Origin of the sequence: Streptomyces sp. CMB-StM0423, from assembly GCF_002847285.1 — a bacterium.
GTDB lineage: Bacteria > Actinomycetota > Actinomycetes > Streptomycetales > Streptomycetaceae > Streptomyces.
This window is the reverse complement of sequence record NZ_CP025407.1, coordinates 4895936-4916535: the sequence shown is the minus strand read 5'-3', so window position 1 is coordinate 4916535 and position 20600 is coordinate 4895936. Positions and strand designations below refer to the sequence as shown.

At 72.0% G+C, this 20600-nt stretch carries 17 protein-coding genes and 1 pseudogene; 8 read left to right on the top strand and 10 right to left on the bottom strand.

Annotated elements, in window-relative coordinates; all coding sequences use genetic code 11:
* Positions 1-82 precede the first annotated feature (82 nt).
* Positions 83-3103, bottom strand: coding sequence for an FAD-binding and (Fe-S)-binding domain-containing protein (locus CXR04_RS21475; protein WP_101423947.1), 3021 nt, complete (start codon positions 3101-3103; stop codon positions 83-85).
* A 208-nt stretch (positions 3104-3311) separates the two neighbouring features.
* Here CXR04_RS21475 and CXR04_RS21470 point away from each other — a divergent pair, with 208 nt between their 5' ends.
* Positions 3312-4715, top strand: a complete 1404-nt coding sequence (locus CXR04_RS21470; protein WP_101423946.1) for an endo-1,4-beta-xylanase — start codon at positions 3312-3314, stop codon at positions 4713-4715.
* A gap of 81 nt (positions 4716-4796) precedes the next feature.
* Here the strand turns inward: CXR04_RS21470 and CXR04_RS21465 are convergent, their stop codons facing one another.
* On the bottom strand, positions 4797-5129 hold the full coding sequence (locus CXR04_RS21465) for a hypothetical protein (protein WP_101423945.1): 333 nt from the start codon (positions 5127-5129) through the stop codon (positions 4797-4799).
* A 404-nt stretch (positions 5130-5533) separates the two neighbouring features.
* Positions 5534-6532, bottom strand: a pseudogene (locus CXR04_RS21460) (putative T7SS-secreted protein); the annotation flags it as partial.
* 159 nt (positions 6533-6691) lie between these two features.
* On the opposite strand from CXR04_RS21460, the gene serC reads away from it, so the two are divergent.
* Positions 6692-7810, top strand: a complete 1119-nt coding sequence (gene serC / locus CXR04_RS21455; RefSeq protein WP_101423944.1) for a phosphoserine transaminase — start codon at positions 6692-6694, stop codon at positions 7808-7810.
* Positions 7811-7878: 68 nt separating this feature from the next.
* Here the strand turns inward: serC and CXR04_RS21450 are convergent, their stop codons facing one another.
* Together CXR04_RS21450 and CXR04_RS21445 are read right to left on the bottom strand one after the other, a co-directional pair.
* Positions 7879-8658 carry an ABC transporter permease gene (locus tag CXR04_RS21450; RefSeq protein WP_199850657.1) on the bottom strand — a complete coding sequence of 260 codons (780 nt, stop codon included), beginning with the start codon at positions 8656-8658 and terminating at the stop codon, positions 7879-7881.
* Positions 8659-8731: 73 nt separating this feature from the next.
* Positions 8732-9811, bottom strand: coding sequence for an ATP-binding cassette domain-containing protein (locus CXR04_RS21445; protein WP_101423943.1), 1080 nt, complete (start codon positions 9809-9811; stop codon positions 8732-8734).
* 130 nt (positions 9812-9941) lie between these two features.
* Between CXR04_RS21445 and CXR04_RS21440 the strand changes: the two genes are divergently transcribed.
* Positions 9942-10727: a TetR/AcrR family transcriptional regulator gene (locus tag CXR04_RS21440; protein ID WP_101423942.1), complete on the top strand. Its 786-nt coding sequence runs from the start codon at positions 9942-9944 to the stop codon at positions 10725-10727.
* Between the two features lie 17 nt (positions 10728-10744).
* On the opposite strand, the gene CXR04_RS21435 is transcribed toward CXR04_RS21440, so the two are convergent.
* Positions 10745-11761: a hypothetical protein gene (locus CXR04_RS21435; protein WP_101423941.1), complete on the bottom strand. Its 1017-nt coding sequence runs from the start codon at positions 11759-11761 to the stop codon at positions 10745-10747.
* Between the two features lie 121 nt (positions 11762-11882).
* Here CXR04_RS21435 and CXR04_RS21430 point away from each other — a divergent pair, with 121 nt between their 5' ends.
* Together CXR04_RS21430 and CXR04_RS34940 are read left to right on the top strand one after the other, a co-directional pair.
* Positions 11883-12866, top strand: a complete 984-nt coding sequence (locus CXR04_RS21430; RefSeq protein ID WP_101423940.1) for an aldo/keto reductase — start codon at positions 11883-11885, stop codon at positions 12864-12866.
* A 247-nt stretch (positions 12867-13113) separates the two neighbouring features.
* Positions 13114-13251: a hypothetical protein gene (locus CXR04_RS34940; RefSeq protein WP_234380387.1), complete on the top strand. Its 138-nt coding sequence runs from the start codon at positions 13114-13116 to the stop codon at positions 13249-13251.
* Between the two features lie 8 nt (positions 13252-13259).
* Here the strand turns inward: CXR04_RS34940 and thpR are convergent, their stop codons facing one another.
* From thpR to CXR04_RS21415, 3 genes are all read right to left on the bottom strand, one after another.
* Positions 13260-13874: an RNA 2',3'-cyclic phosphodiesterase gene (gene thpR, locus CXR04_RS21425; protein ID WP_101426514.1), complete on the bottom strand. Its 615-nt coding sequence runs from the start codon at positions 13872-13874 to the stop codon at positions 13260-13262.
* 91 nt (positions 13875-13965) lie between these two features.
* A complete protein-coding gene (locus tag CXR04_RS21420; RefSeq protein WP_101423939.1) occupies positions 13966-16476 on the bottom strand; it encodes a cation-translocating P-type ATPase in 2511 nt (836 codons plus the stop codon).
* A 10-nt stretch (positions 16477-16486) separates the two neighbouring features.
* Complete coding sequence (locus CXR04_RS21415) at positions 16487-16753, bottom strand: DUF2530 domain-containing protein (protein ID WP_101423938.1); 267 nt, start codon at positions 16751-16753, stop codon at positions 16487-16489.
* 82 nt (positions 16754-16835) lie between these two features.
* On the opposite strand from CXR04_RS21415, the gene CXR04_RS21410 reads away from it, so the two are divergent.
* Positions 16836-18305 (top strand): NCS2 family permease, encoded by a 1470-nt coding sequence (locus CXR04_RS21410; protein ID WP_101423937.1) that lies wholly within the window; start codon positions 16836-16838, stop codon positions 18303-18305.
* Here the strand turns inward: CXR04_RS21410 and CXR04_RS36695 are convergent.
* Complete coding sequence (locus tag CXR04_RS36695; protein ID WP_324842487.1) at positions 18260-18529, bottom strand: hypothetical protein; 270 nt, start codon at positions 18527-18529, stop codon at positions 18260-18262. The two genes, CXR04_RS21410 and CXR04_RS36695, sit on opposite strands and share 46 nt — an antisense overlap.
* Positions 18530-18678: 149 nt before the next feature.
* On the opposite strand from CXR04_RS36695, the gene CXR04_RS21400 reads away from it, so the two are divergent.
* Positions 18679-19140 carry a MarR family winged helix-turn-helix transcriptional regulator gene (locus CXR04_RS21400; RefSeq protein ID WP_101426513.1) on the top strand — a complete coding sequence of 154 codons (462 nt, stop codon included), beginning with the start codon at positions 18679-18681 and terminating at the stop codon, positions 19138-19140.
* Positions 19141-19168: 28 nt separating this feature from the next.
* Positions 19169-20527, top strand: a complete 1359-nt coding sequence (locus CXR04_RS21395) for an MFS transporter (protein WP_101423936.1) — start codon at positions 19169-19171, stop codon at positions 20525-20527.
* The last annotated feature ends 73 nt before the right edge of the window (positions 20528-20600 follow it).

The window sequence follows — 20600 nt, the reverse complement described above, 5'->3', positions numbered from 1 at the left end:
CTCCCCTCGTGACTACTGCGCAGTAGGGTGGCAGCGGACCGGAAAACAAGCAAGCGTGCTTGCCGGATTCGGCCGGTGTGCGTCAGCCTTGTCCGCCCCGCCCGCCCTCCTCCGGCAGGCCCTCCGCGAGGAGTTCCGCCAGGTGGCGGGCGCGGATGCCGGCGAGCTGGGCGAGTTGGGTGCGGCAGGAGTAGCCGTCCGCGACGACCGCCGCGTCTTCCGGGGCGTTGCGTACGGCCGGGAGGAGCTGGTCTTCCGCGCAGGCGGCGGAGACCTCGTAGTGGCCGCGCTCGAAGCCGAAGTTGCCCGCCAGGCCGCAGCAGCCGGAGGCGAGTTGCCCCTCCAGACCCGCCTTCGCCATCAGCCGGCGCTCGGCGCCGTCGCCGAGGACGGCGTGCTGGTGGCAGTGCGTCTGGCCGGTGACCGGGCGGTCGAGGCGGGGCGGGGTCCAGTCGGGGGCGGCGGTTTCGAGGGCCTCGGCGAGGGTGCGGACGCGGGCGGCGAGGCGCGGGGCGCGTTCGTCGTCGGGCAGCAGCTCCACGAGGTCGGTCTTGAGCGCGGCGGCGCAGGGCGGTTCGAGTACGACGAGGGGCGGGCCTGCCGCGCCCGTCTCGTCGCCGCCGCCGTCCGCCGGCTCCAGCGCGTCCAGCGTGCGCCGCATCGCCTCGCGGGCCAGGTCCAGTTGGCCCGTGGAGACATACGTCAGCCCGCAGCACACCTTCCCCGCCTCCCGCGGCAGCCCCACCCGCAGGCCCGCCGCCCGCAGCACCCGGACCGCCGCCGTACCCGCCTCCGGCGACAGGTAGTTCGTGAACGTGTCCGGCCACAGCAGCACGTCCGGATCCGCGTCGGCGCCCCGCCGCAGCGACCGCGTCAGCGGCACCCGCGCGATCGGCGGGATCGCCCGCTCCCCCGCAAGCCCCGCCGCCCGCTTCGCCACCGCCGCCAGCGGGCCCACCGCGGCCAGCGCGTTCGCCACGCCCGCCGCCCGCAGCGCCGCCGTCAGCCGCAGCCACTGCGGCAGCCGCCCCATCGCGTAGTGGGCCATCGGCCGCCGCCGTCCGGCGTAGTGGTGGTGCAGGAACTCGGCCTTGTACGTGGCCATGTCGACGTCCACCGGGCAGTCGCTGCGGCACCCCTTGCACGACAGGCACAGGTCGAGCGCCTCGCGCACCTCCTCCGAGCGCCAGCCGTCGGTGATGACCTCCCCGGCCAGCATCTCGTGCAGCAGGCGCGCGCGCCCGCGCGTGGAGTGCCGTTCCTCGCCCGTGGCCCGGTACGACGGGCACATCACCCCCGGACTCCCCGCCGGGTTCCGGCACTTGGCGACCCCGACGCACCGCCGCACCGCCGCGGCGAAGTCGCCGCCCTCGGGACCGTCGTGCGGATAGCCGAACGCCACCGGCACCGGCACCCGCGGCAGCGGCGCGAAGCGCAGGTCGGCGTCGAGGGGGGCGGGGCGGGCGATCACGCCGGGGTTGAGGGCGCCGTCGGGGTCCCAGAGGTCCTTGAAGCCGCCGAAGAGACCGACGAGTTCGTCCCCGTACATCGCGGGCAGCAGCTCGGAACGCGCCCGTCCGTCGCCGTGCTCCCCGGACAGCGAGCCGCCGTGGGCGACGACGAGGTCCGCCAGCTCCCCCGAGAACTCCCGGAAGCGGCCGATGCCGGGCGCGGTCAGCAGGTCGAAGTCGATCCGGACGTGGATGCAGCCGTCGCCGAAGTGCCCGTACGGCAGCCCGCGCAGCCCGTGCGCGGCGAGCAGCGCGCGGAACTCGCGCAGATACTCCCCGAGCCGCGCGGGCGGCACCGCGCAGTCCTCCCAGCCGGGCCACGCCTCGCTGCCGTCGGGCATGCGGGTGGCGGTGCCGGAGGCGTCCTCGCGGATACGCCACAGGGCGCGCTGCTCGGCGGGCTCCGCGACGACGGTGTGGTCGACGGCGTCGGCGGCGCGGCACACCTCCTCGGCGGCGGCCCGCGCGGCGGCGGGGGTGTCGCCGCCGGTCTCGACGAACAGCCAGGCGCCGCCGCGGGGCAGCGCGTGCGCGTCGGGCACGAGGTCGGCGGCCATGCCCTCGACGGTCAGGGGGCGCAGCGGCAGCAGTCCGGCGGCGGCTTCTGCGGCGGCGGACTCGTCGGCGTAGCCGAGGACGGCGAGGGCGCGGGCGGGGGGCGCCTCGACGAGGCGGACGGTGGCCTGGGTGAGGACGGCGAGGGTGCCTTCGCTGCCGGTGAAGGCGCGGGCGAGGTCGCCGCCGCGTTCGGGGAGGAGGGCGTCGAGGGCGTAGCCGGAGATGCGGCGGGGGAGGTCGGGCCAGCCGGGGAGGTCGCGGGGGTACGGGGCGGGAGCGCCGGCGTCCGCGGCGGGGGCGCGGCCTCCTTCCCGTACGCCACCCGCATGCCCGGGCGCCTGCCCGCCCGCACGACCGCCCGGATGGCCGGTGGCGCGCCCCACCCCGCGCCCGCCCGTCCGCAGCGTCGCCAGATGCCCGTCGACGAACTCCCGCAGCCCCGGCAGCACCCCCAGGTCCCGCTCCAGCCGCACCGCCCGCCCGCGGTACGTCACCACGTCCAGCGCCCGTACGTTGTCCGCGGTCGTCCCCCACGCGACGCTGTGCGAGCCGCAGGAGTTGTTGCCGACCATCCCGCCGATCGTGCACCGGCTGTGCGTCGACGGATCGGGCCCGAAGGTCAGCCCGTGCGGCGCCGCCGCGCCGCGCAGCCGGTCGAGCACGAGCCCGGGCTGCACGACGGCGGTGCGCGCCCCGGGGTCGAGGTCGACGAGCCGGTTCAGGTGCCGGGTGAAGTCGAGGACGACGCCGGCGCCCACGGCGTTGCCCGCGATGGACGTACCGCCGCCGCGCGCGACGACAGGCGCGCCGTACTCGCGGCACACGGCGAGCGCAGCGGCGACGTCGTCGGCGTCGCGGGGGGCGACGACGCCGAGGGGGACGCTCCGGTAGTTGGAGGCGTCCATGGTGACCAGGGCCCGGTCCCGGGTCCCGAACCCCACCTCGCCGCGGACGGCGTCCCGCAGCCGGCGCTCCAGCGCCACGACATCCACCCCGGCGTCCGTACCCGCGTCCGCGCCCGTCTCCGTATCCATGGCCCCAGCGTGCCGGACACCCCCACCCCGTCGCGCGTATTGACGTGCCCCACTCGCGCCTCTAACGTCCGACCCCAGAAAGATTCGAAACCAGTCCCGAATGTTTCGATCCGAAGGTTTCGATCCCAGCCCCACCACCCGCACGCACGGATCCGGCGCCACCCACTCCACCACCGCCCGCGCCCGCCCGCGGGGGAAGAAGGGGAACATGCGAAGACTCCGCAGCAGGCCCAGGGCCCTGCTGGCCGCGCTCGCCGGCGCCCTCTGCCTGTACGGCCTCGGCACCGCCGCCCCCGCACAGGCATCCGCCCCCGCCGAAGCCGGCCCGCCCGCGGCGGCCGCCGCCTCGCTCAACCAGCTCGCGCAGGCGCACGGCAAGTTCATCGGCTCCGCCGGCGCGACGTCGCACTTCTCCGACACCCAGTACACCGGGATCCTGGGCAGCGAGTTCGGCCAGGTCACGGCGGAGAACGAGATGAAGTGGGACACCGTGCAGCCGTCCCGCGGCCAGTTCAACTACGCCCCGGGCGACCGGGTCGTCGACTTCGCGCAGCAGAACGGCCAGTCCGTACGCGGCCACACCCTCGTCTGGCACAGCCAGCTCCCCGGCTGGGTCCCGGGGCTGCCGAGCGGCGAGGTCCGTACGGTGATGGAGAACCACGTCACGCAGGTCGCCCGGCACTACGCGGGCGAGATCGACGCCTGGGACGTCGTCAACGAGCCGTTCAACGAGGACGGCACGTTCCGCACCAGCCCCTTCTACAACGCCATGGGCCGCGACTACGTCGCCCACGCGCTGCGCGCCGCGAAGGCGGCGGACCCGGGCGCGAAGCTGTGCATCAACGACTACAACATCGAGGGCGTCAACGCGAAGAGCACCGCGATGTACAACCTCGTACGCGACCTGAAGGCCCAGGGCGTACCGATCGACTGCGTCGGCATCCAGGGCCACCTGGCGATCCAGTACGGCTTCCCGAGCGACCTGCGGCAGAACATGCAGCGCTTCGCGGACCTGGGCGTCGACGTGGCGATCACGGAGCTGGACGTACGGATGCAGCTCCCCGTCAGCGCGCAGAAGGAGGCCACCCAGTCGCAGTACTACACGAACGTCATCGACGCCTGCCTGGCGGTCACCCGCTGCAAGGGCGTCACGGTGTGGGGCTTCCCGGACAAGTACTCCTGGGTTCCCGGCGTCTTCAACGGCGAGGGCTCGGCGACCCTCTGGAACGACAGCTACCAGCCGAAGCAGGCGTACAACGCGGTGGCTGAAGCCCTCGGCGGCGACCCGGGCCCAGGCCCGGGACCCGGCCCCGGTGACGGCTGCAGCGCGAGCTACGCCGTACCCCAGCAGTGGAACGGCGGCTTCACCGCCGCGGTGACGTTGAGCTGCGACGGCGACTCGCTGTCCGGCTGGTCGGTCACCTGGGACTACGCGGCGGGCCAGCGGGTGACCAGCGCCTGGAACGCCACGTGCCAGCAGACCGGCACGAGGGTGACCTGCACGAACGCCCCCTACAACGGCAACGTCCCGGACGGCGGCTCGGTCACCTTCGGCTTCAACGGCACCTGGACCACCACCAACCCCTCCCCACCCACCCTCACCCTGGGCTGACACCGCCCCGCCGGGGGCCACCGCCGTCGCGCGCGGCCCCCGGCGGCCGGCCGCGTCCGCCGGACCACCGCCCCGCGGAGGTCAGAAGACTTCGGACTCGACGTCTTCGCCCTCGTCCTCCGAGTCCTCCGGATGAACAAGGGTGTAACTGGGCGGAAGTGGCTGCTCGTCCGCGGGTGCGTCGTACGGGATGAATGCGGCGCCATCCGGAACGTCGACACGGGAAAGATGAATTCCGAACCCACACGACCCGCACCAGAAGAACACATGGCCGATTCCGTCGGAGGTCTTCTCCCGGAACAGGAGCGACAGCGCACGCGCGCCGCAGTTGGGGCACGGGAGTTGCAGCGGAGGCGTCGGGGAGCGGTACGCGATCTCGTAGGCACGCAGCCAGTCGTCCCAGGTGTTCGCCATGATCAGTCACCGTCTCCCGGGGGCTGGTTCAGTGGGTGATTCTGCCACCACTCCTCCTCGAAGGCGTACGCTTCGTCCTCCCACCGGGCCAGCTCGGCAGGGTCCTCGGGCACCCTGCGGCCGTTCCTGATCTGGTCGACGTGGAACCTCTCGTGGGCCAGCGTACGAGCCAGGGTCTGTTCGTCGTAGAAGGCGTCGCGATAGAGATTGATCCGATTCGCGGTGGGAGTGGTTCCGCACACACCGGACACGTTTCGATTGATATTGACGCGTATTCCCGTCAGATCCACCTGGTAGCGCGCGGAGATGTTGCGCACACTCTCCATGGTCATCCGCATCGGAGGACCGATACGCGGACGGCGCTCCGGGCGCCGCTTCAGCGCGGTTGCCAGGTCGTCGAGGGAGCCGCGGAGGCGACCCGCCATGGCCTTCATACCGCCCTTGACCGCGGCCAGCCCGCCCTTGAGGCCCCTGGCCAGGCCGCCCAGGGTGGTGAGGCCCTTCATGCCGGGGATGCAGTCCAGCGCGGCGAAGGCGACATCCCACAGGGATGCCTCGCCGTTCATGTACTTCATCAGGGTGTCGGCCAGAACGACCAGAGCGGCCGCGAGAACCACCCACGCCAGCGGGCCGCCGATGATCAGGACGACGATGCCCAGGACCGCGACGATGACCTTGCAGACGCTGACGATGGTGTCCCAGTTGTCCTTGACCCAGTCGACCGCCTTCTCCCACCACTTCCGGTTCTGAATACCGGCGTCCGAGGCTTCTTCCAGCTTGTCCTTGGCCTCGGACGCGGCGTCCTCGCGCATCTTCTTGGCGTCGGCGGCCATCTTCTTGGCCGCTTCGAGGCCGCCTTGCGCGTTGTCGACGGCCGTCTGGGCGCTGGCCCGGGCGGACTTGGCGTCGGTCGCGTTGCGGGCAGCGGCGCGTAGGTCGGACTCGTCGGGCTTCTCCTTGCCCTCCTTCTCGTCGTACTCCTTGGTCTTGGCCGTGGCTCGCTCGAACCAGGAGTCGGCCGAGTCCAGACGGCCGGTCGCGGACGATAACTCGCTGCGGGCCTCGCGCCCCCGGACCAGCGCCTTGTCCGCCAAGGACTGCGCCCGCTCCAGCTTCGGCCAGTACGCCGCGAGCGCGTCGCCCGCCAGATCGTACGAGCGCTGGAGCTTCTTCAGGTTCTTCGGAACGTCCTCGAACTCGTCCTGGAACGCCTTCGCCGTCTTCCCCGCCCACCGCAGGATGGCGTCTTCGCCCGCCATCGCCTTGATGTCGCGGAGGGCCCCGCCGACGTCGTCGGCGAAGTCATGTAACTCCCGTGCCAGTTGCCGGACGCGAGCCGGGTCGCCAGGGACCGGATCCTCGTCGAGGTCGAGCACGTGCCAGTCCGTCGGGCGACTCCCCATCGCTCCCACCTCCTGTCCGCACAAAGTTAGCGACCGTCACTCACCGTGTGAATACGCGCCGGAGGCGGTGCCCGGCGGGCCGCCCACCACGTGGGTGTTCTTGTCTCAGAGGGTGGACAGGAGCGTCGTCGGCGGGTGGGTGGGTCGTAGGCTTCGGGGGTGGCTGAGATCGTGATTCCTGATGACATCAAGCCCGCCGACGGACGCTTCGGGTCGGGCCCGTCCAAGGTGCGCACCGAGGCGCTTGAGGCGCTGGCCGCCACCGGATCCTCTCTTCTCGGTACGTCTCACCGGCAGGCTCCCGTGCGGGACCTCGTCGGCCGGGTGCGTGACGGGGTGCGTGAGCTGTTCTCGTTGCCCGAGGGGTACGAGGTGGTTCTCGGGAACGGTGGGGCCACCGCGTTCTGGGATGTGGCCACCCACGGGCTGATCGAGCGCAAGTCGCAGCACCTGTCCTTCGGCGAGTTCTCCTCGAAGTTCGCCAAGGCCGCGAAGCTCGCCCCGTGGCTGGACGAGCCGACCGTCGTCTCGTCCGAGCCCGGTACGCACCCTGAGTCGCGGGCCGAGGCCGGGGTGGACGTGTACGCGCTGACGCACAACGAGACCTCCACCGGTGTCGCCATGCCGCTGCGCCGGGTCGAGGGGGCCGACGACGGGGCGCTCGTGCTCGTCGACGCGACGTCCGGGGCCGGCGGGCTGCCGGTGGACGTGGCGGAGACCGACGTGTACTACTTCGCGCCGCAGAAGTCCTTCGCCTCCGACGGCGGGATCTGGATCGCCGCGTTCTCGCCCGCCGCCCTGGAGCGGGCCGCGCGCGTGCACGCCTCCGGGCGGCACGTGCCGGAGTTCTTCTCGCTGCCCACGGCGATCGACAACTCCCGCAAGAACCAGACGTACAACACCCCCGCCCTCGCCACTCTGTTCCTCCTCGCCGAGCAGCTCGACTGGATGAACGGCCAGGGCGGTCTGGAATGGGCCGTACGCCGCACCGCCGCCTCCGCCCGGACGCTCTACAACTGGGCCGAGGAGGCGAAGGCCACCACCCCGTTCGTCGCCGACCCGGCGCAGCGGTCCGCGGTCGTCGGCACGATCGACTTCTCCGACGACGTGGACGCCGCCGCCGTCGCCAGGACGCTGCGGGCCAACGGCATCGTGGACACCGAGCCGTACCGCAAGCTGGGGCGCAACCAGCTCCGGATCGCGATGTACCCCGCGGTCGACCCCGCCGACGTCGAGGCCCTGACCCGCTGTATCGACTACGTGGTCGAGCGGATCTGAGCTCCGTTCACCCCCGTTACGGGCCCGGCGCGCCTCCCGCGTGCCGGGCCCGTTCCGTAGGCGCGCGGTCAGAGCGACAGCCGCTGGTACTTCCGTACCGCCAGCGGCAGGAACACCGCCGTGATCACCACGGGCCACACCACCGCCATCAGCATCGCGTGCTGCTCGATCCACGAGTCGCCCAGCCGCCCCGGGTTGCCGAACAGCTCGCGCACCGCGTTGGCCGTGGAGGACACCGGGTTCCACATCGCTATCGCGCCCAGCCAGCCCGGCATGTCCGCCGGTGAGGCGAAGACGCTGGAGACCATGCCGAACGGGAACGCGACCGCGAAAAGATTGCCCGCCGCCTCCTGGTTGGGCGTCAGCAGACCGAGCACCACCCCGACCCAGATCAGCGCGAAGCGCAGCCACAGCAGCAGCGCGAATGCCGCCGCGGTCTCCAGCACCGAGCCGTCCGAGCGCCAGCCGATGACCAGCGCGATCGCCGCCATCACCGCCAGGTCCAGCCCGGCGCCGATGAGGTCGGAGACGCCCCGGCCGCTGACCACGGCCGACGGGGACATCGGCATGGAGCGGAAGCGGTCGGTGATGCCGTGCTCCTTGTCGATGGCGATCAGCATGGCGGTGTTCATGAACCCGAAGGCCATGGTCATCGCGAACATGCCGGGCATCGCATACGACTTGTAGGCGTCCGCGCCGCCCTCCATCGCGCTGCCGAAGACGTAGACGAAGAGCAGCACGGAGACGACGGGGAAGCCGAGCTGCCAGGCGATGTTCGACGGCTGCCTGCGGTAGTGCAGCAGGCCGCGGCGCACGACGGTCCAGCAGTCGGCGATCGCCCACTTCAGGGCCCCGCCGGGGGCCTGCTCGCGGGCGGGGGCCGGGGGCGCTTCTCCGCCGCCGCGGTGTCGGTGACGGTACTCATGCGACCGTGGCCTCCTCTTTCCTGCCGGATGCCGTCTTGCCGGATGCCTTGCCGCCGGAGGCGTTCTTGCCGGCGTCCTTCTTGCCGGAGTCCTGCCTGCCCGCTGCCTCCGCCGGCTCCTTCTCCGCCGCGGTGTGCCCCGTCAGGCTCAGGAACACGTCGTCGAGCGTGGGCCGCCGCAGCGCTATGTCGTCCACCGCCACCCCCTCGTCCTGCAGCGTGCGCGCCACCTCCGTCAGCGCCGCGACCCGGTCGGTCACCGCGCCGTGCACCCGCAGCTCCTCCAGGTCGATGGCCGGGTCGGCGCCCGAGACCCGGGCGACGGCACGCACCGCGTCCGGGATCTCCTCCGCCGAGCCGACGACGACCTCGATACGGTCGCCGCCGACCGTGTTCTTCAGCGCGGCGGGGGTGTCGTCCGCGATCGTCCGGCCGTCGTCGATGACGGCGATGCGGTCGGCGAGCTTGTCGGCCTCGTCCAGATACTGCGTCGTCAGCAGCACCGTCGTGCCGCCAGCGACCAGGTCCCGCACCGCCTCCCAGACCTCGCCGCGGCTGCGCGGGTCGAGGCCGGTCGTCGGCTCATCCATGAACAGCACGTCCGGCGCGAGGATCATGCTCGACGCCAGGTCGAGCCGGCGGCGCATGCCGCCGCTGTACTCCTTGGCGCCCTTGTCCGCGGCCTCGGTCAGCCCGAACTGCTCCAGCAGCTCCACCGCCCGCTCGCGGGCGCGCCGGGAGCCGAGGTGGAACAGCCGGGCGAACATCTCCAGGTTCTGCCGGCCGGTCAGCACCTCGTCCACCGCCGCGTACTGCCCGGCGAGGCCGATCCGCCGGCGCACCTTGACCGGCTCCTTCATCACGTCGTGCCCGCCGACGCGGGCCTGTCCGCCGTCGAGGCGGATGAGGGTGGACAGGATCCGCACCGCCGTGGTCTTGCCGGCGCCGTTGGGGCCGAGCAGGCCGTAGACCGTGCCGTACGGCACGGTCAGGTCGAAGCCGTCGAGGGCCCGCTTCTCTCCGTAGCGCTTCTGCACGCCGTCCGCCACAACGGCGTCGGCCGAGCTTGCCTTCACGCTCTTCCTCCCCTATCTGAGTACGCCGTACTCATTTACGCATACAGTGTACGCAGATCGCAAGTCCGCAGCTAGACTCGGCCGCATGGCGGCAAGGGAACACAGCGGCAGCGGCGACCTCAGCCGCAGCATGGCCCTGCTCTGGGGCATCGACGAGCGCGGCAAGCGCGGTCCGAAGCCCGGCATCTCGGTGGACCGGATCGTGTTCACCGCGATCGGCATCGCGGATGCCGAAGGGCTGGAGGCGGTCTCGATGCGCAAGATCGCCGTAAGTCTCGGCGTGGGCACCATGTCGCTGTACCGGCACGTGCCCGGCAAGGCCGAGCTGCTGGACCTGATGCTCGACGGTGTCGGGTCGATCGAGCCGGAGGACGTCGAGCGCTTCGAGAGCAAGCCGACCTGGCGGGAGCGGCTGCGGGAGCTGGCCCACTCGTTCTGGGAGCACTACCTCGAACACCCGTGGCTGCTCCAGGTCGACCAGGGCCGGCCCGTCCTCGGCCCCAACGGGCTGGACTCCTTCGAGCTGGCCCTCAGCGTCTTCGACGGGCTGCTGCTCACCGACCAGGAGAAGGTCGGCTTCATCACCTCGCTCGACTCCACCGCCGCCGGCCTCGCCCGGGTGCACGTCAACGCCAAGCAGGCGGAGGAGCGGACCGGGATCAGCGACCAGGAGTTCTGGGAGGCGCAGTCACCGGCGCTGGAGTCGGCGATGACGTCCGGGCGCTATCCGAGGATCGCCGGACTGTCCGAGGACTCCTTCTCGGCGCTGGACGAGGAGACGTACAAGTTCGCCACGGAGCGGATGCTCGACGGCCTGGAGTCGCTGCTCGAACACCGCCGTGCGACGGGATGGACGCTGCCGCAGGGCGGGGCGGGGATCTTCCACTCGGAGGAGTGCCAGAAGGAGGACGCCTGAGGGGGGATCCGACCCGCTCAGTCCGGTCGCGGCCGCCGCGCCAGCAGCTTGCGCAGCCCCACCACCGCGCCGATGCCACCGGCCACCAGCAGCACCGTCTTCAGCGGGTCGCGGTCCTCGTCGCCCCCTGCCCCGCCCGCGCCGTCGCCCGAGCCGCCCCCCGACCCACCCGAGCCGTCCGCCCCGTCCGACGACGAGCCGCCCCCCTCGACCTCACGCCAGATCAGGTCGCTCTGTTCCCCCTCGCTCCCGAACACGATCGCCGACCCGTCCGCCGTGTACGTCATCGACTCGCCCTGCCGCTGCAGCGGCACGTCGAGACGCCCGTCCTCCTCCGGCTTGCCGTTCTCGAAGCGGTACATCCGCCCGCCGACGTAGCTGCGCAGCGCCAGCCGCGTACCGTCGGGCGAGAACGCCCCGTCCGTCACCCACAGGTTGACCGGCGCGACCCGCTCGAAGATGTTCATCGAGCCCGTCGACAGCTCCTCGGGACCGGCGTACAGCGCCGCGCCCCCGTTCTCCTTCTTGCTCACCACGTACACCCGCCCCGTCTTCGGGTGCACCATCAGCGCCTCCGCGTCCCGCGGGCCGTCCTCGTACTGCGCCTCGTACTGCACCGCGTCCACGGTCGCGTCCTTGAGCTGCTTCGGTTCGGGGAAGCGGTAGATCCACACGTACGACCAGGAGCCGTCCATGTTGTCGCCGATGTCGCCGACGTAGAGCTGGTTGTCGGGTCCGAGCGAGATGGCCTCGACGTCGCGCGGCTCCCCTATGCCGCGCAGCGTGATCGTCGCCAGCGTCTCGCCGGTCTCGCCGTCGACGGCGTAGACGTACGGGCCGTCGTCGGAGTCGTTGTGCGTCCAGTACACGTTCTCGTGCTGCCGGCTGGCGGCCAGGCCGCTGGACTCGGTGATCCGGGGGTCGGTGAGTATCACGTCGTCCTGCGCCGCGGCGGGCGGGGCGTACGCGGCGGAGGTCGCCACCGCCGCCGCGGTCAGGAGGGCGGCGGCGGTCGGCAGGCGGTGGGCGCGCATGGCGCCAAGCCTGCCATGCGCACGCGCGGGTACGGGGGCCGGATCCGCGTGCCGGATACGCCTGCGCTGCGTGTGCGTTGTGCTTGCTTCGAGCGCGCTCGAAGGAGTTGGCTTGATCCTCATGAGGTATACGCAGTTGGGACGTACGGGACTCAAGGTCAGCCGGCTCGTGCTCGGCACCATGAACTTCGGGCCGCATGCCGACGAGGCCGCGAGCCACGCCATGATGGACGCCGCCCTCGACGCGGGCATCAACTTCTTCGACACCGCCAACGTCTACGGCTGGGGCGAGAACAAGGGCCGTACCGAGGAGATCGTCGGCACCTGGCTCGCGCAGGGCGGCGGCCGCCGCGACAAGGTCGTGCTCGCCACCAAGGTCTACGGCTCGATGGACGCCGACCGCGACACCACCTGGCCCAACCACGACCGGCTCTCGGCGCTCAACATCCGCCGCGCCGTCGACGCCAGCCTCAAGCGGCTGCAGACGGACCACATCGACCTCTACCAGTTCCACCACGTCGACCGGCACACGCCCTGGGACGAGATCTGGCAGGCCGTCGACGTCCTCGTGCAGCAGGGCAAGATCCTCTACGCCGGCTCGTCCAACCACGCGGGCTGGCACATCGCCCAGGCCAACGAGGCGGCGCGGCGGCGGCACTCGCTGGGCCTCGTGAGCGAGCAGTGCCTCTACAACCTGTACGAGCGGCGCGCCGAGATGGAGGTCATCCCGGCCGCCGGGAGCTACGGCCTCGGCATCATCGCGTGGTCCCCGCTGGGCGGCGGCCTGCTGGGCGGCGCGCTGCGCAAGGAGCGCGAGGGCGGCGGCGCGCGCTCGGGGGCGGCGCTGTCGCGGGGCGCGGTGCGCGAGCAGGTGCAGGCGTACGAGGATCTGGTCGCCGAGCACGGCCTGGACCCGGCGGAGGTGGCCCTCGCGTGGCTGCTGACGCGGCCGGGCGTGACGGGCCCGATCGTGGGCCCGCGCACGATGGAGCAGCTCACGTCCGCGCTGCCGGCGCTGGACCTGACGCTGCCGGACGGGCTGCTGGCGTCGCTCGACGAGATCTTCCCGGGCCCGGGTCCGTCCCCGGAGGCGTTCGCCTGGTGAGTGTTCCGTAGGCGGGCGCCTCAGCCGCCGAAGGCGGCGGCGATGGCGACGACGGCGAAGATCAGCACGAGCGTGGCGCTGACGACGCGGATGCGGGTCTTGGCGTTCACGCGTACGAGCTTACGGGCCCGCCACCCCCCGCGGGGCGGCGGGCCCGTGCCGGTGGTAGCGGGCCGTGTCGACTCACCGTGAGTACGGTTGTACTACCGGCTGCTGCGCTTGGGCAGCAGCGGGGAGGAGCGGCACGATGACCGTCGTGGAGACCGACAGGATCGATATGGCCGACGAGAGCGGCGAACTCACCCTCGACTTCGGTGAGCAGATCGATCTCACCGATACCCCCGTCGGTCTCAAGCTGAGGACCGACGAGTTCCCCCGCGACTGAGTTCCCCTCTACGTCCCGCCCCCGCCCAGGGGCCAGGTGGCTACGGGCTCGTAGTGGGGCTGGGCGCCGGGGTGGCCGGGGGGTGGGGGGTGGCTGCGGATGAGGGTGAGGGTGGTCAGGTCGCGGCGGGGGGTGGTGAAGTCGCGTAGCGCGTACGTGAACGGGGTCAGGTCCGTACCCGCGCGGTGGCGCTGGCGGGCCAGCGTCAGGTGCGGGCGGTAGCGGCGCTCCGGTCGCCGAGGGCCCCCGCCCCCGCCCTGCTGCGCCGCCAGCGGCACCCCCGCCGTGCGGTGCCCCGCCGCCGCGGTGCTTGCCGCGAGCCGGCCCAGCTCCTCGACGTCGCCCGCCGCCCCCGCCCACAGCACGGTGTCGGAGAACCGCCCGCCCCCCGCCAGCCGCAGCCCGACCGGCCCCCGGCGCCGGGCCGCCCGCGCCAGCCGCTCCTCCAGCTCCGCGACGGAACCGGCCGGCACCTGCCCGTAGAACGCCACCGTGAGGTGCCACCCCTCCGGCGGCACCCAGCGCAGCCGCCCGGCGCCTGGCAGCCGCCGCAGCCGTGCCACCGCCTCCGCCAGCTCGCCCAGCACCTCCGCGGGCGGGATCACCGCGGCGAACAGCTTCATCGCACCCGGCTCACCCGCAGCGGCACCGCCCGCACCCGGCACGACGGCGCCCGGCCCGCCCGCACCCGTACCGCCGGCGGTCACGGCCGCCTCAGTCCGGGAACCGGCGCGTCACCCACCGCCACGCGAACTCCAGCAGCACCGCCGACACGACCGCGATCCCCACCGCCGTCCACGGCATCTCCGTACCCACCAGCTTCAGCGCGAAGAACTTCTGCAGCCAGGGCGTGACCAGCACGATCACGAACCCCAGCGCCATCGTCCCGACCAGCCCCACCCGCCACCAGGTGTACGGCCGCGCGATGATCACCAGCACCCACATCGCGATCAGGAACAGCGTCAGCGTCGCCGCCGACGTCTCCGCGTCCAGCGCCCCAGGACCCGAGTAGTGGGACCGCGCCAGCATGTACGTCACGAACGTCGCCGTCCCGGCGATCAGCCCCGCGGGGATCGCGTACCGCATCACCCGGCGCACGAAGTGCGGCCGCGCCCGCTCCTTGTTCGGCGCCAGCGCCAGGAAGAACGCCGGCACACCGATCGTCAGCGTCGAGAGCAGCGTCAGATGCCGCGGCAGGAAGGGGTACGGCACCTGCGTGGCGACGACGAGCAGCGCGAGCAGCACCGAGTAGACGGTCTTGACCAGGAACAGGTTCGCGACCCGCTCGATGTTGCCGATGACCCGGCGGCCCTCGGCGACCACCGAGGGGAGGGTGGAGAAGCTGTTGTTCAGCAGGACGATCTGCGCGACGGCCTTCGACGCCTCCGAGCCGGAGCCCATGGACACGCCGATGTCCGCGTCCTTCAGCGCCAGCACGTCGTTGACGCCGTCGCCCGTCATCGCCACGTCGTGGCCGCGGGACTTCAGCGCGGCGACCATGTCGCGCTTCTGCTGCGGGTTGACGCGGCCGAAGACCGCGTTGTCGTCGAGGACGGCGGCCATCTCGTCGCGGTCGGCCGGCAGGGTGCGGGCGTCGACCGTACGGTCCGCGCGCGCCATGCCGAGCTTCGCGGCCACCGCGCCCACGGACACCGCGTTGTCGCCCGAGATGATCTTCGTCTCGACCCGCTCGTCCGCGAAGTAGCCCAGGGTGTCGGCGGCGTCCGGGCGCAGCCGCTGCTCCAGGACGACCAGCGCGGTCGGCTCGACGCCGGCCGCCACCTCCGGGTCGTCGAGCTCCCGTACGGCGCGGGCGAGCAGCAGCACACGCAGGCCCTGGGCGTTGAGGTCGTCGATCTCGGCGAGGGAGGCGTCGTCGGCGGGCAGCAGCACGTCGGGGGCGCCCAGCAGCCACGTACCGCCGTCCCCGGAACCCTGCGCCTCGCTGAACGCCGCCCCGCTGTACTTGCGCGCCGAGGAGAACGGCAGCGCCCCCGTGCAGCGCAGCTCCCCGGTGTCCGGGTACGCCTCGATGATGGCCTGGAGGCTGGCGTTCGGCCGCGAGTCGGACGAGCCGAACGCGCCCAGCACCCGCCGTACGTCCGCCTCCGTCGCGCCGCCCAGCGGCCGCAGCTCGGTGACGTCCATGCCGCCCTCGGTGAGGGTGCCGGTCTTGTCGAGGCAGACGACGTCGACCCGCGCGAGCCCTTCGATCGCGGGCAGTTCCTGCACGAGGCACTGCTTGCGGCCGAGCCGGATGACCCCTATGGCGAACGCCACCGAGGTCAGCAGCACCAGCCCCTCGGGCACCATCGGCACGATGCCGCCGACCATGCGGCGGATGGCGTCCTGCGGGCTGTTGTTCTCGACCACGAGCTGGCTGATGACCAGGCCGATGGCGGCCGGGATCATCATGTACGTCACGTACTTGAGGATCGTGCTGATGCCGCTGCGCAGCTCGGAGTGGACGAGCGTGAAGCGCGACGCCTCCTCCGCCAACTGCACGGCGTACGCCTCGCGCCCCACCTTCGTCGCCGTGAACGCGCCGCCGCCGGCGACGACGAAGCTGCCGGAGAGCACCTTGTCGCCCGGCTGCTTGATGACGGGGTCGGCCTCACCGGTGAGCAGCGACTCGTCGACCTCCAGGCTGTCGGACTCCAGCACCTCGCCGTCGACGACGACCTTGTCGCCGGGGCCCAGCTCGACGAGGTCGCCGAGGACGATCTCGGCGGTGGGGATCTCCGCGGTGCGGCCGTCGCGGCGCACCTGCGGCTTGGCCTCGCCGATGACGGCGAGGTTGTCGAGGGTCTTCTTGGCGCGCAGTTCCTGGATGATGCCGATGCCGGTGTTCGCGAGGATCACGAAGCCGAAGAGGCTGTCCTGGATGGGCGCGACGACGAGCATGATGACCCACAGGACGCCGATGATGGCGTTGAAGCGGGTGAAGACGTTGGCGCGGACGATGTCGGCGGTGGAGCGGGAGGAGCGTACGGGTACGTCGTTGACCTCGCCGCGGGCGACGCGCTCGGCGACCTCGGCGGCGGTGAGCCCGTCGTGCCGCAGCGCGACGGCGCCTGTCCCGTTCGCCCCGGCCCGGCCCGGCTCGCCGCCGGTACCACCCGGCGTACCGCCGGCTCCGTTCGGTTTCCCGCCCGCCCCGCCCGGCCCGCCGCCGGGCTCCGGCCCCTCGCCGCCGTCGGCGGCCGTCTCGACCCGCTGCGTCATGCGTACGACGTTACGTGTTCGACCGGGCGCCCGCGTCGCCGCCCCGCGCAAGCGCGGCCTCGCGGCGGCGTACGTACCAGAGGCCGAGGACGCCGAGACCGGCGCCCGCCAGGCAGGTCCACAGCCACCACATGCGGTCGTGGTCGTCCAGCCAGCCGAGGAACGGCAACTGGACCACGAAGAGCACCAGCCAGAGCACGGTGCCGCCGACCGTCACCGCTCTGATGTCGCCTTCGAACGGCTCCGGCGCCGGGTGCCTGTACGCCTTCTTGCCCATGTCGACCAGGGTACGGGGCCGATCACGGCGGCATACTGTGTGGGCGCCGAAGTCCGGCCGCGGTTCCGTACGAAGGTCACGCATGCCCCCCTCCGCGAAGACCACCGGCACGGCCCCCGGGGACGGACCCCCGCCCCCTCCCCCCTCGCCGCTCGACGCCTACTTCCACATCTCGCGGCGCGGCTCGTCCGTCACCCAGGAGCTGCGGGGCGGGCTGGCGACGTTCTTCGCCATGGCGTACATCATCGTGCTGAACCCGATCATCCTCGGCTCGGCGAAGGACAAGTTCGGCCACAAGCTGGACCACGGCGAACTGGTCACGGCCACCGTGCTGGTCGCGGCGGTGACCACCCTCCTCATGGGCGTCCTCGGCAACGTCCCCGTCGCCTGCGCCGCCGGCCTCGGCATCAACGCCGTGGTGTCGCTCCAGCTCGCGCCGGAGATGTCGTGGGCCGACGCGATGGGCATGGTGGTGCTCGCGGGGCTGATCATCATGCTGCTGGTGGCCACCGGGCTACGGGAACGGGTGATGTCCGCGATCCCCGACGGCCTGCGCAAGGCCATCGCGATCGGCATCGGCCTGTTCATCGCCCTCGTCGGCCTGGTCGACGCGGGCTTCGTCACCCGCAACCCTGACTCCGCGCAGACCACCGTCCCCCTCACCCTGGGCACGGCGGGTCACCTGAAGGGGTGGCCCGTCCTGGTCTTCATGCTGGGCCTCGGGCTGACCTTCGTGCTGCTGGCCCGCCGCTTCCGCGGCGCGATCCTGGTCAGCATCGTCACGATGACGGTCCTCGCCGTGATCATCCACGCGGTCGCCGGCCTCCCGGAGAAGGAGTGGGGCCTGACCGCCCCGGTGCTCCCCGACCACGTCGTCGAGGCCCCCCACTTCGGCCTGCTCGGCGAGGCGAGCCTCTTCGGCGGCTTCCGCGAGGCGGGGATCCTGACGGGCTGCCTCTTCGTCTTCACCGTGCTGCTGTCCGGCTTCTTCGACGCGATGGGCACGATCCTCGGCGTCACCGAGGAGGCCCGCCTCCTCGACGAACACGGCCGCCTCCCCGAGATGAACCGGGTCCTCATGGCCGACGGCGCCGCCGTCGCCCTGGGCGGCGCCGCCTCCGCCTCGGCGGGCACGGCCTTCGCCGAGTCCACCGCGGGCGTCGGCGAGGGCGCGCGTACGGGCCTCGCGAACCTCGTCACGGGCGGCCTGTTCCTGCTGGCGCTGGTCTTCACCCCGCTGGTGACGATCGTCCCCTCGCAGGCGGCGACCCCGGCGCTGGTGGTGGTCGGCTTCCTGATCCTGTCGGCCAACATCCGCAGCATCGACTGGTCCGACACCACGATCGCGGCCCCCGCCTTCCTGACCATCGTCCTGATGCCCTTCAGCTACAGCATCACGGTCGGCATCGGCATGGGCTTCCTGGCCCACACCCTCCTCCGCACGGCGGTCGGCCGCCCGGCGAGCGTCCGCCCGGCGCTGTGGGTGACCTCGGCGGTGTTCGTCGTCTACTTCGCCCTGAACCCCATCGAACGCTGGCTGGGCCTCAACTGACCGTGCGGCGCCGTCGTGGTCGTGGCAGCCGGGTTCGTGGTGGTGGGCCAGTGGGTGAGGCGGGCGGATTCCGCTTCCGCGGTCTGGACGCGTTCGTCGAAGTCGTTGCGCTGCAGCAATTGCAGCACGTAGTCCTGCACGGGCATGTCCCGCTTCGCCGCGTGGGTGCGGAGGCGGTCGAGGAGGTTGCCGTCTATTCGCAGACTCAGCACGTGTGTCCCCATGCCGCTCAGGGTCGCCGTTCGCGTATACCGGGGGCGGGCTTTCCCGTACGCGGCCATCCTTTCGGGTGGGCCGCACGACCAGGCCGTAACCTCCTCTGTCTCGGCTTCCGAACTTTACTTAGCTAAAGTAATGAGGTACGCTAATGACCATGCCTGACCTGTCCCAGGAGGAGAACGCCGCCGCGGTGAACTCGCTCCGCTCCGCGATCATGCGGCTGACCCGCCGGCTGCGGCACCAGCGCGTGGACGAGTCGCTGAGCCCGACCGAGATGTCGGTGCTCGGCACGCTCTTCCGCTGCGGTCCGCTCGGCCCCGGTGAGCTGGCGCGCAAGGAGCACGTCCAGCCGCCGTCGATGACGCGCATCGTCGCCATGCTGGAGACCAAGGGGCTGGTCCGGCTGGAGCCGCACCCGGAGGACCGGCGGCAGAAGGTCGTCAGCCAGACCGAGCAGGCCGAGGCGATGCTTGAGGAGAGCCGCCGCAAGCGCAACGCCTGGCTGGCCGAGCTGGCCGGCGGTCTGTCCGAGGAGGAGTGGGCCACGCTGCGCGACGCCGCACCGGTGCTCGAAAAGCTGGCCCACCTGCCGATGCCGGAGGCCGCACCACGCTGACGAAGGACGATGACCGGAGGAGAACGCCTTGAGTACGGGACCCGGAGCAGACTCCGCACCCGCACCCGCACCCGATGACTACGAAGAAGAAGAGGAGAGCAGCAGACGCGGCACCTTCAGCTCGCTGAGGATCCGCAACTACCGGCTCTTCGCCTGCGGCCAGGTGGTCTCCAACACCGGTACCTGGATGCAGCGCATCGCCCAGGACTGGCTGGTGCTCAGCCTCACCGGATCCGCCACCGCCGTCGGCATCACGACCGCGCTGCAGTTCCTGCCCATGCTGCTGTTCGGCCTCTACGGCGGCGTCCTCGCCGACCGGCTGCCGAAGCGCAAGCTGCTCCTCGCCACCCAGGCGGCCATGGGTCTCATCGGCCTCGCGCTCGCGGCGCTCACGCTGAGCGGAGCCGTGACGGTGTGGCACGTCTACCTCATGGCGTTCCTGCTCGGCCTCGCCACTGTCGTCGACAACCCGGCGCGCCAGGTGTTCGTCGCCGAGCTGGTCGGCAAGGAGCAGATGCAGAACGCCGTCAGCCTCAACGCCGCCAACTTCCAGACGGCCCGCCTCCTCGGGCCCGCCGTCGCCGGCGTCCTCATCACCGCCGTGGGCAGCGGCTGGGCGTTCCTGCTGAACGGGCTCTCCTTCATCGCCCCCATCACCGGGCTGCTGCTCATGCGCACCGCGGAGCTGCACCGCGTCGAGCGCGCGCCGCGCGGCAAGGGGCAGTTGCGCGAGGGCCTGAAGTACGTCGCCGGGCGGCCCGAGCTGCTGTGGCCGATCGTCCTGGTCGGCTTCATCGGCACGTTCGGCTACAACTTCCCGATCTGGCTCACGGCGTACGTGGACGAGGTCTTCCACGGCGACGCCGGCACGTACGGGCTGCTGAACTCGCTGATGGCCGCCGGCTCCCTCGGCGGCGCGCTGTTCGCGGCGCGGCGCGGGGCCAGCAGGATGCGGCTGACGGTGCTCGCGGCGGTGGCGTTCGGCGTGCTGGAGATCGTCGCGGCGGTGTCGCCGGCGTTCTGGCTCTTCGCGGCGCTGCTGGTGCCGGTGGGCGCGGCCGGGCTGCTCTTCAACACGACCGCGAACGCCAACGTCCAGCTCGCCACGGACGAGGCCATGCGCGGCCGGGTGATGAGCCTGTTCGTCATGGTGTTCGTCGGCGGCACGCCGATCGGCGGGCCGGTCGTCGGCTGGGCCACGGACACGTTCGGCGCCCGGATCGGGTTCCTGACCTGCGGGGTGATATCCGCGCTCGCGGCCGTCACGGTGGGTCTGGTGCTGGCCAGGGTCGGCGGGCTGCGGCTGCGGATAGACCTGCGGCGGGGGCGCAAGCACGTCGCGTTCGTGCCGTCGCAGCGGGCGGAGGAGCTGGCTCCGGCGGCGTAGGCACGGAAGGGGTTCTACGGGCCGGGTGACTGCTTGTTCCGTTCACCCGGCCCCTGTTCCGTGCGCGGGGTCC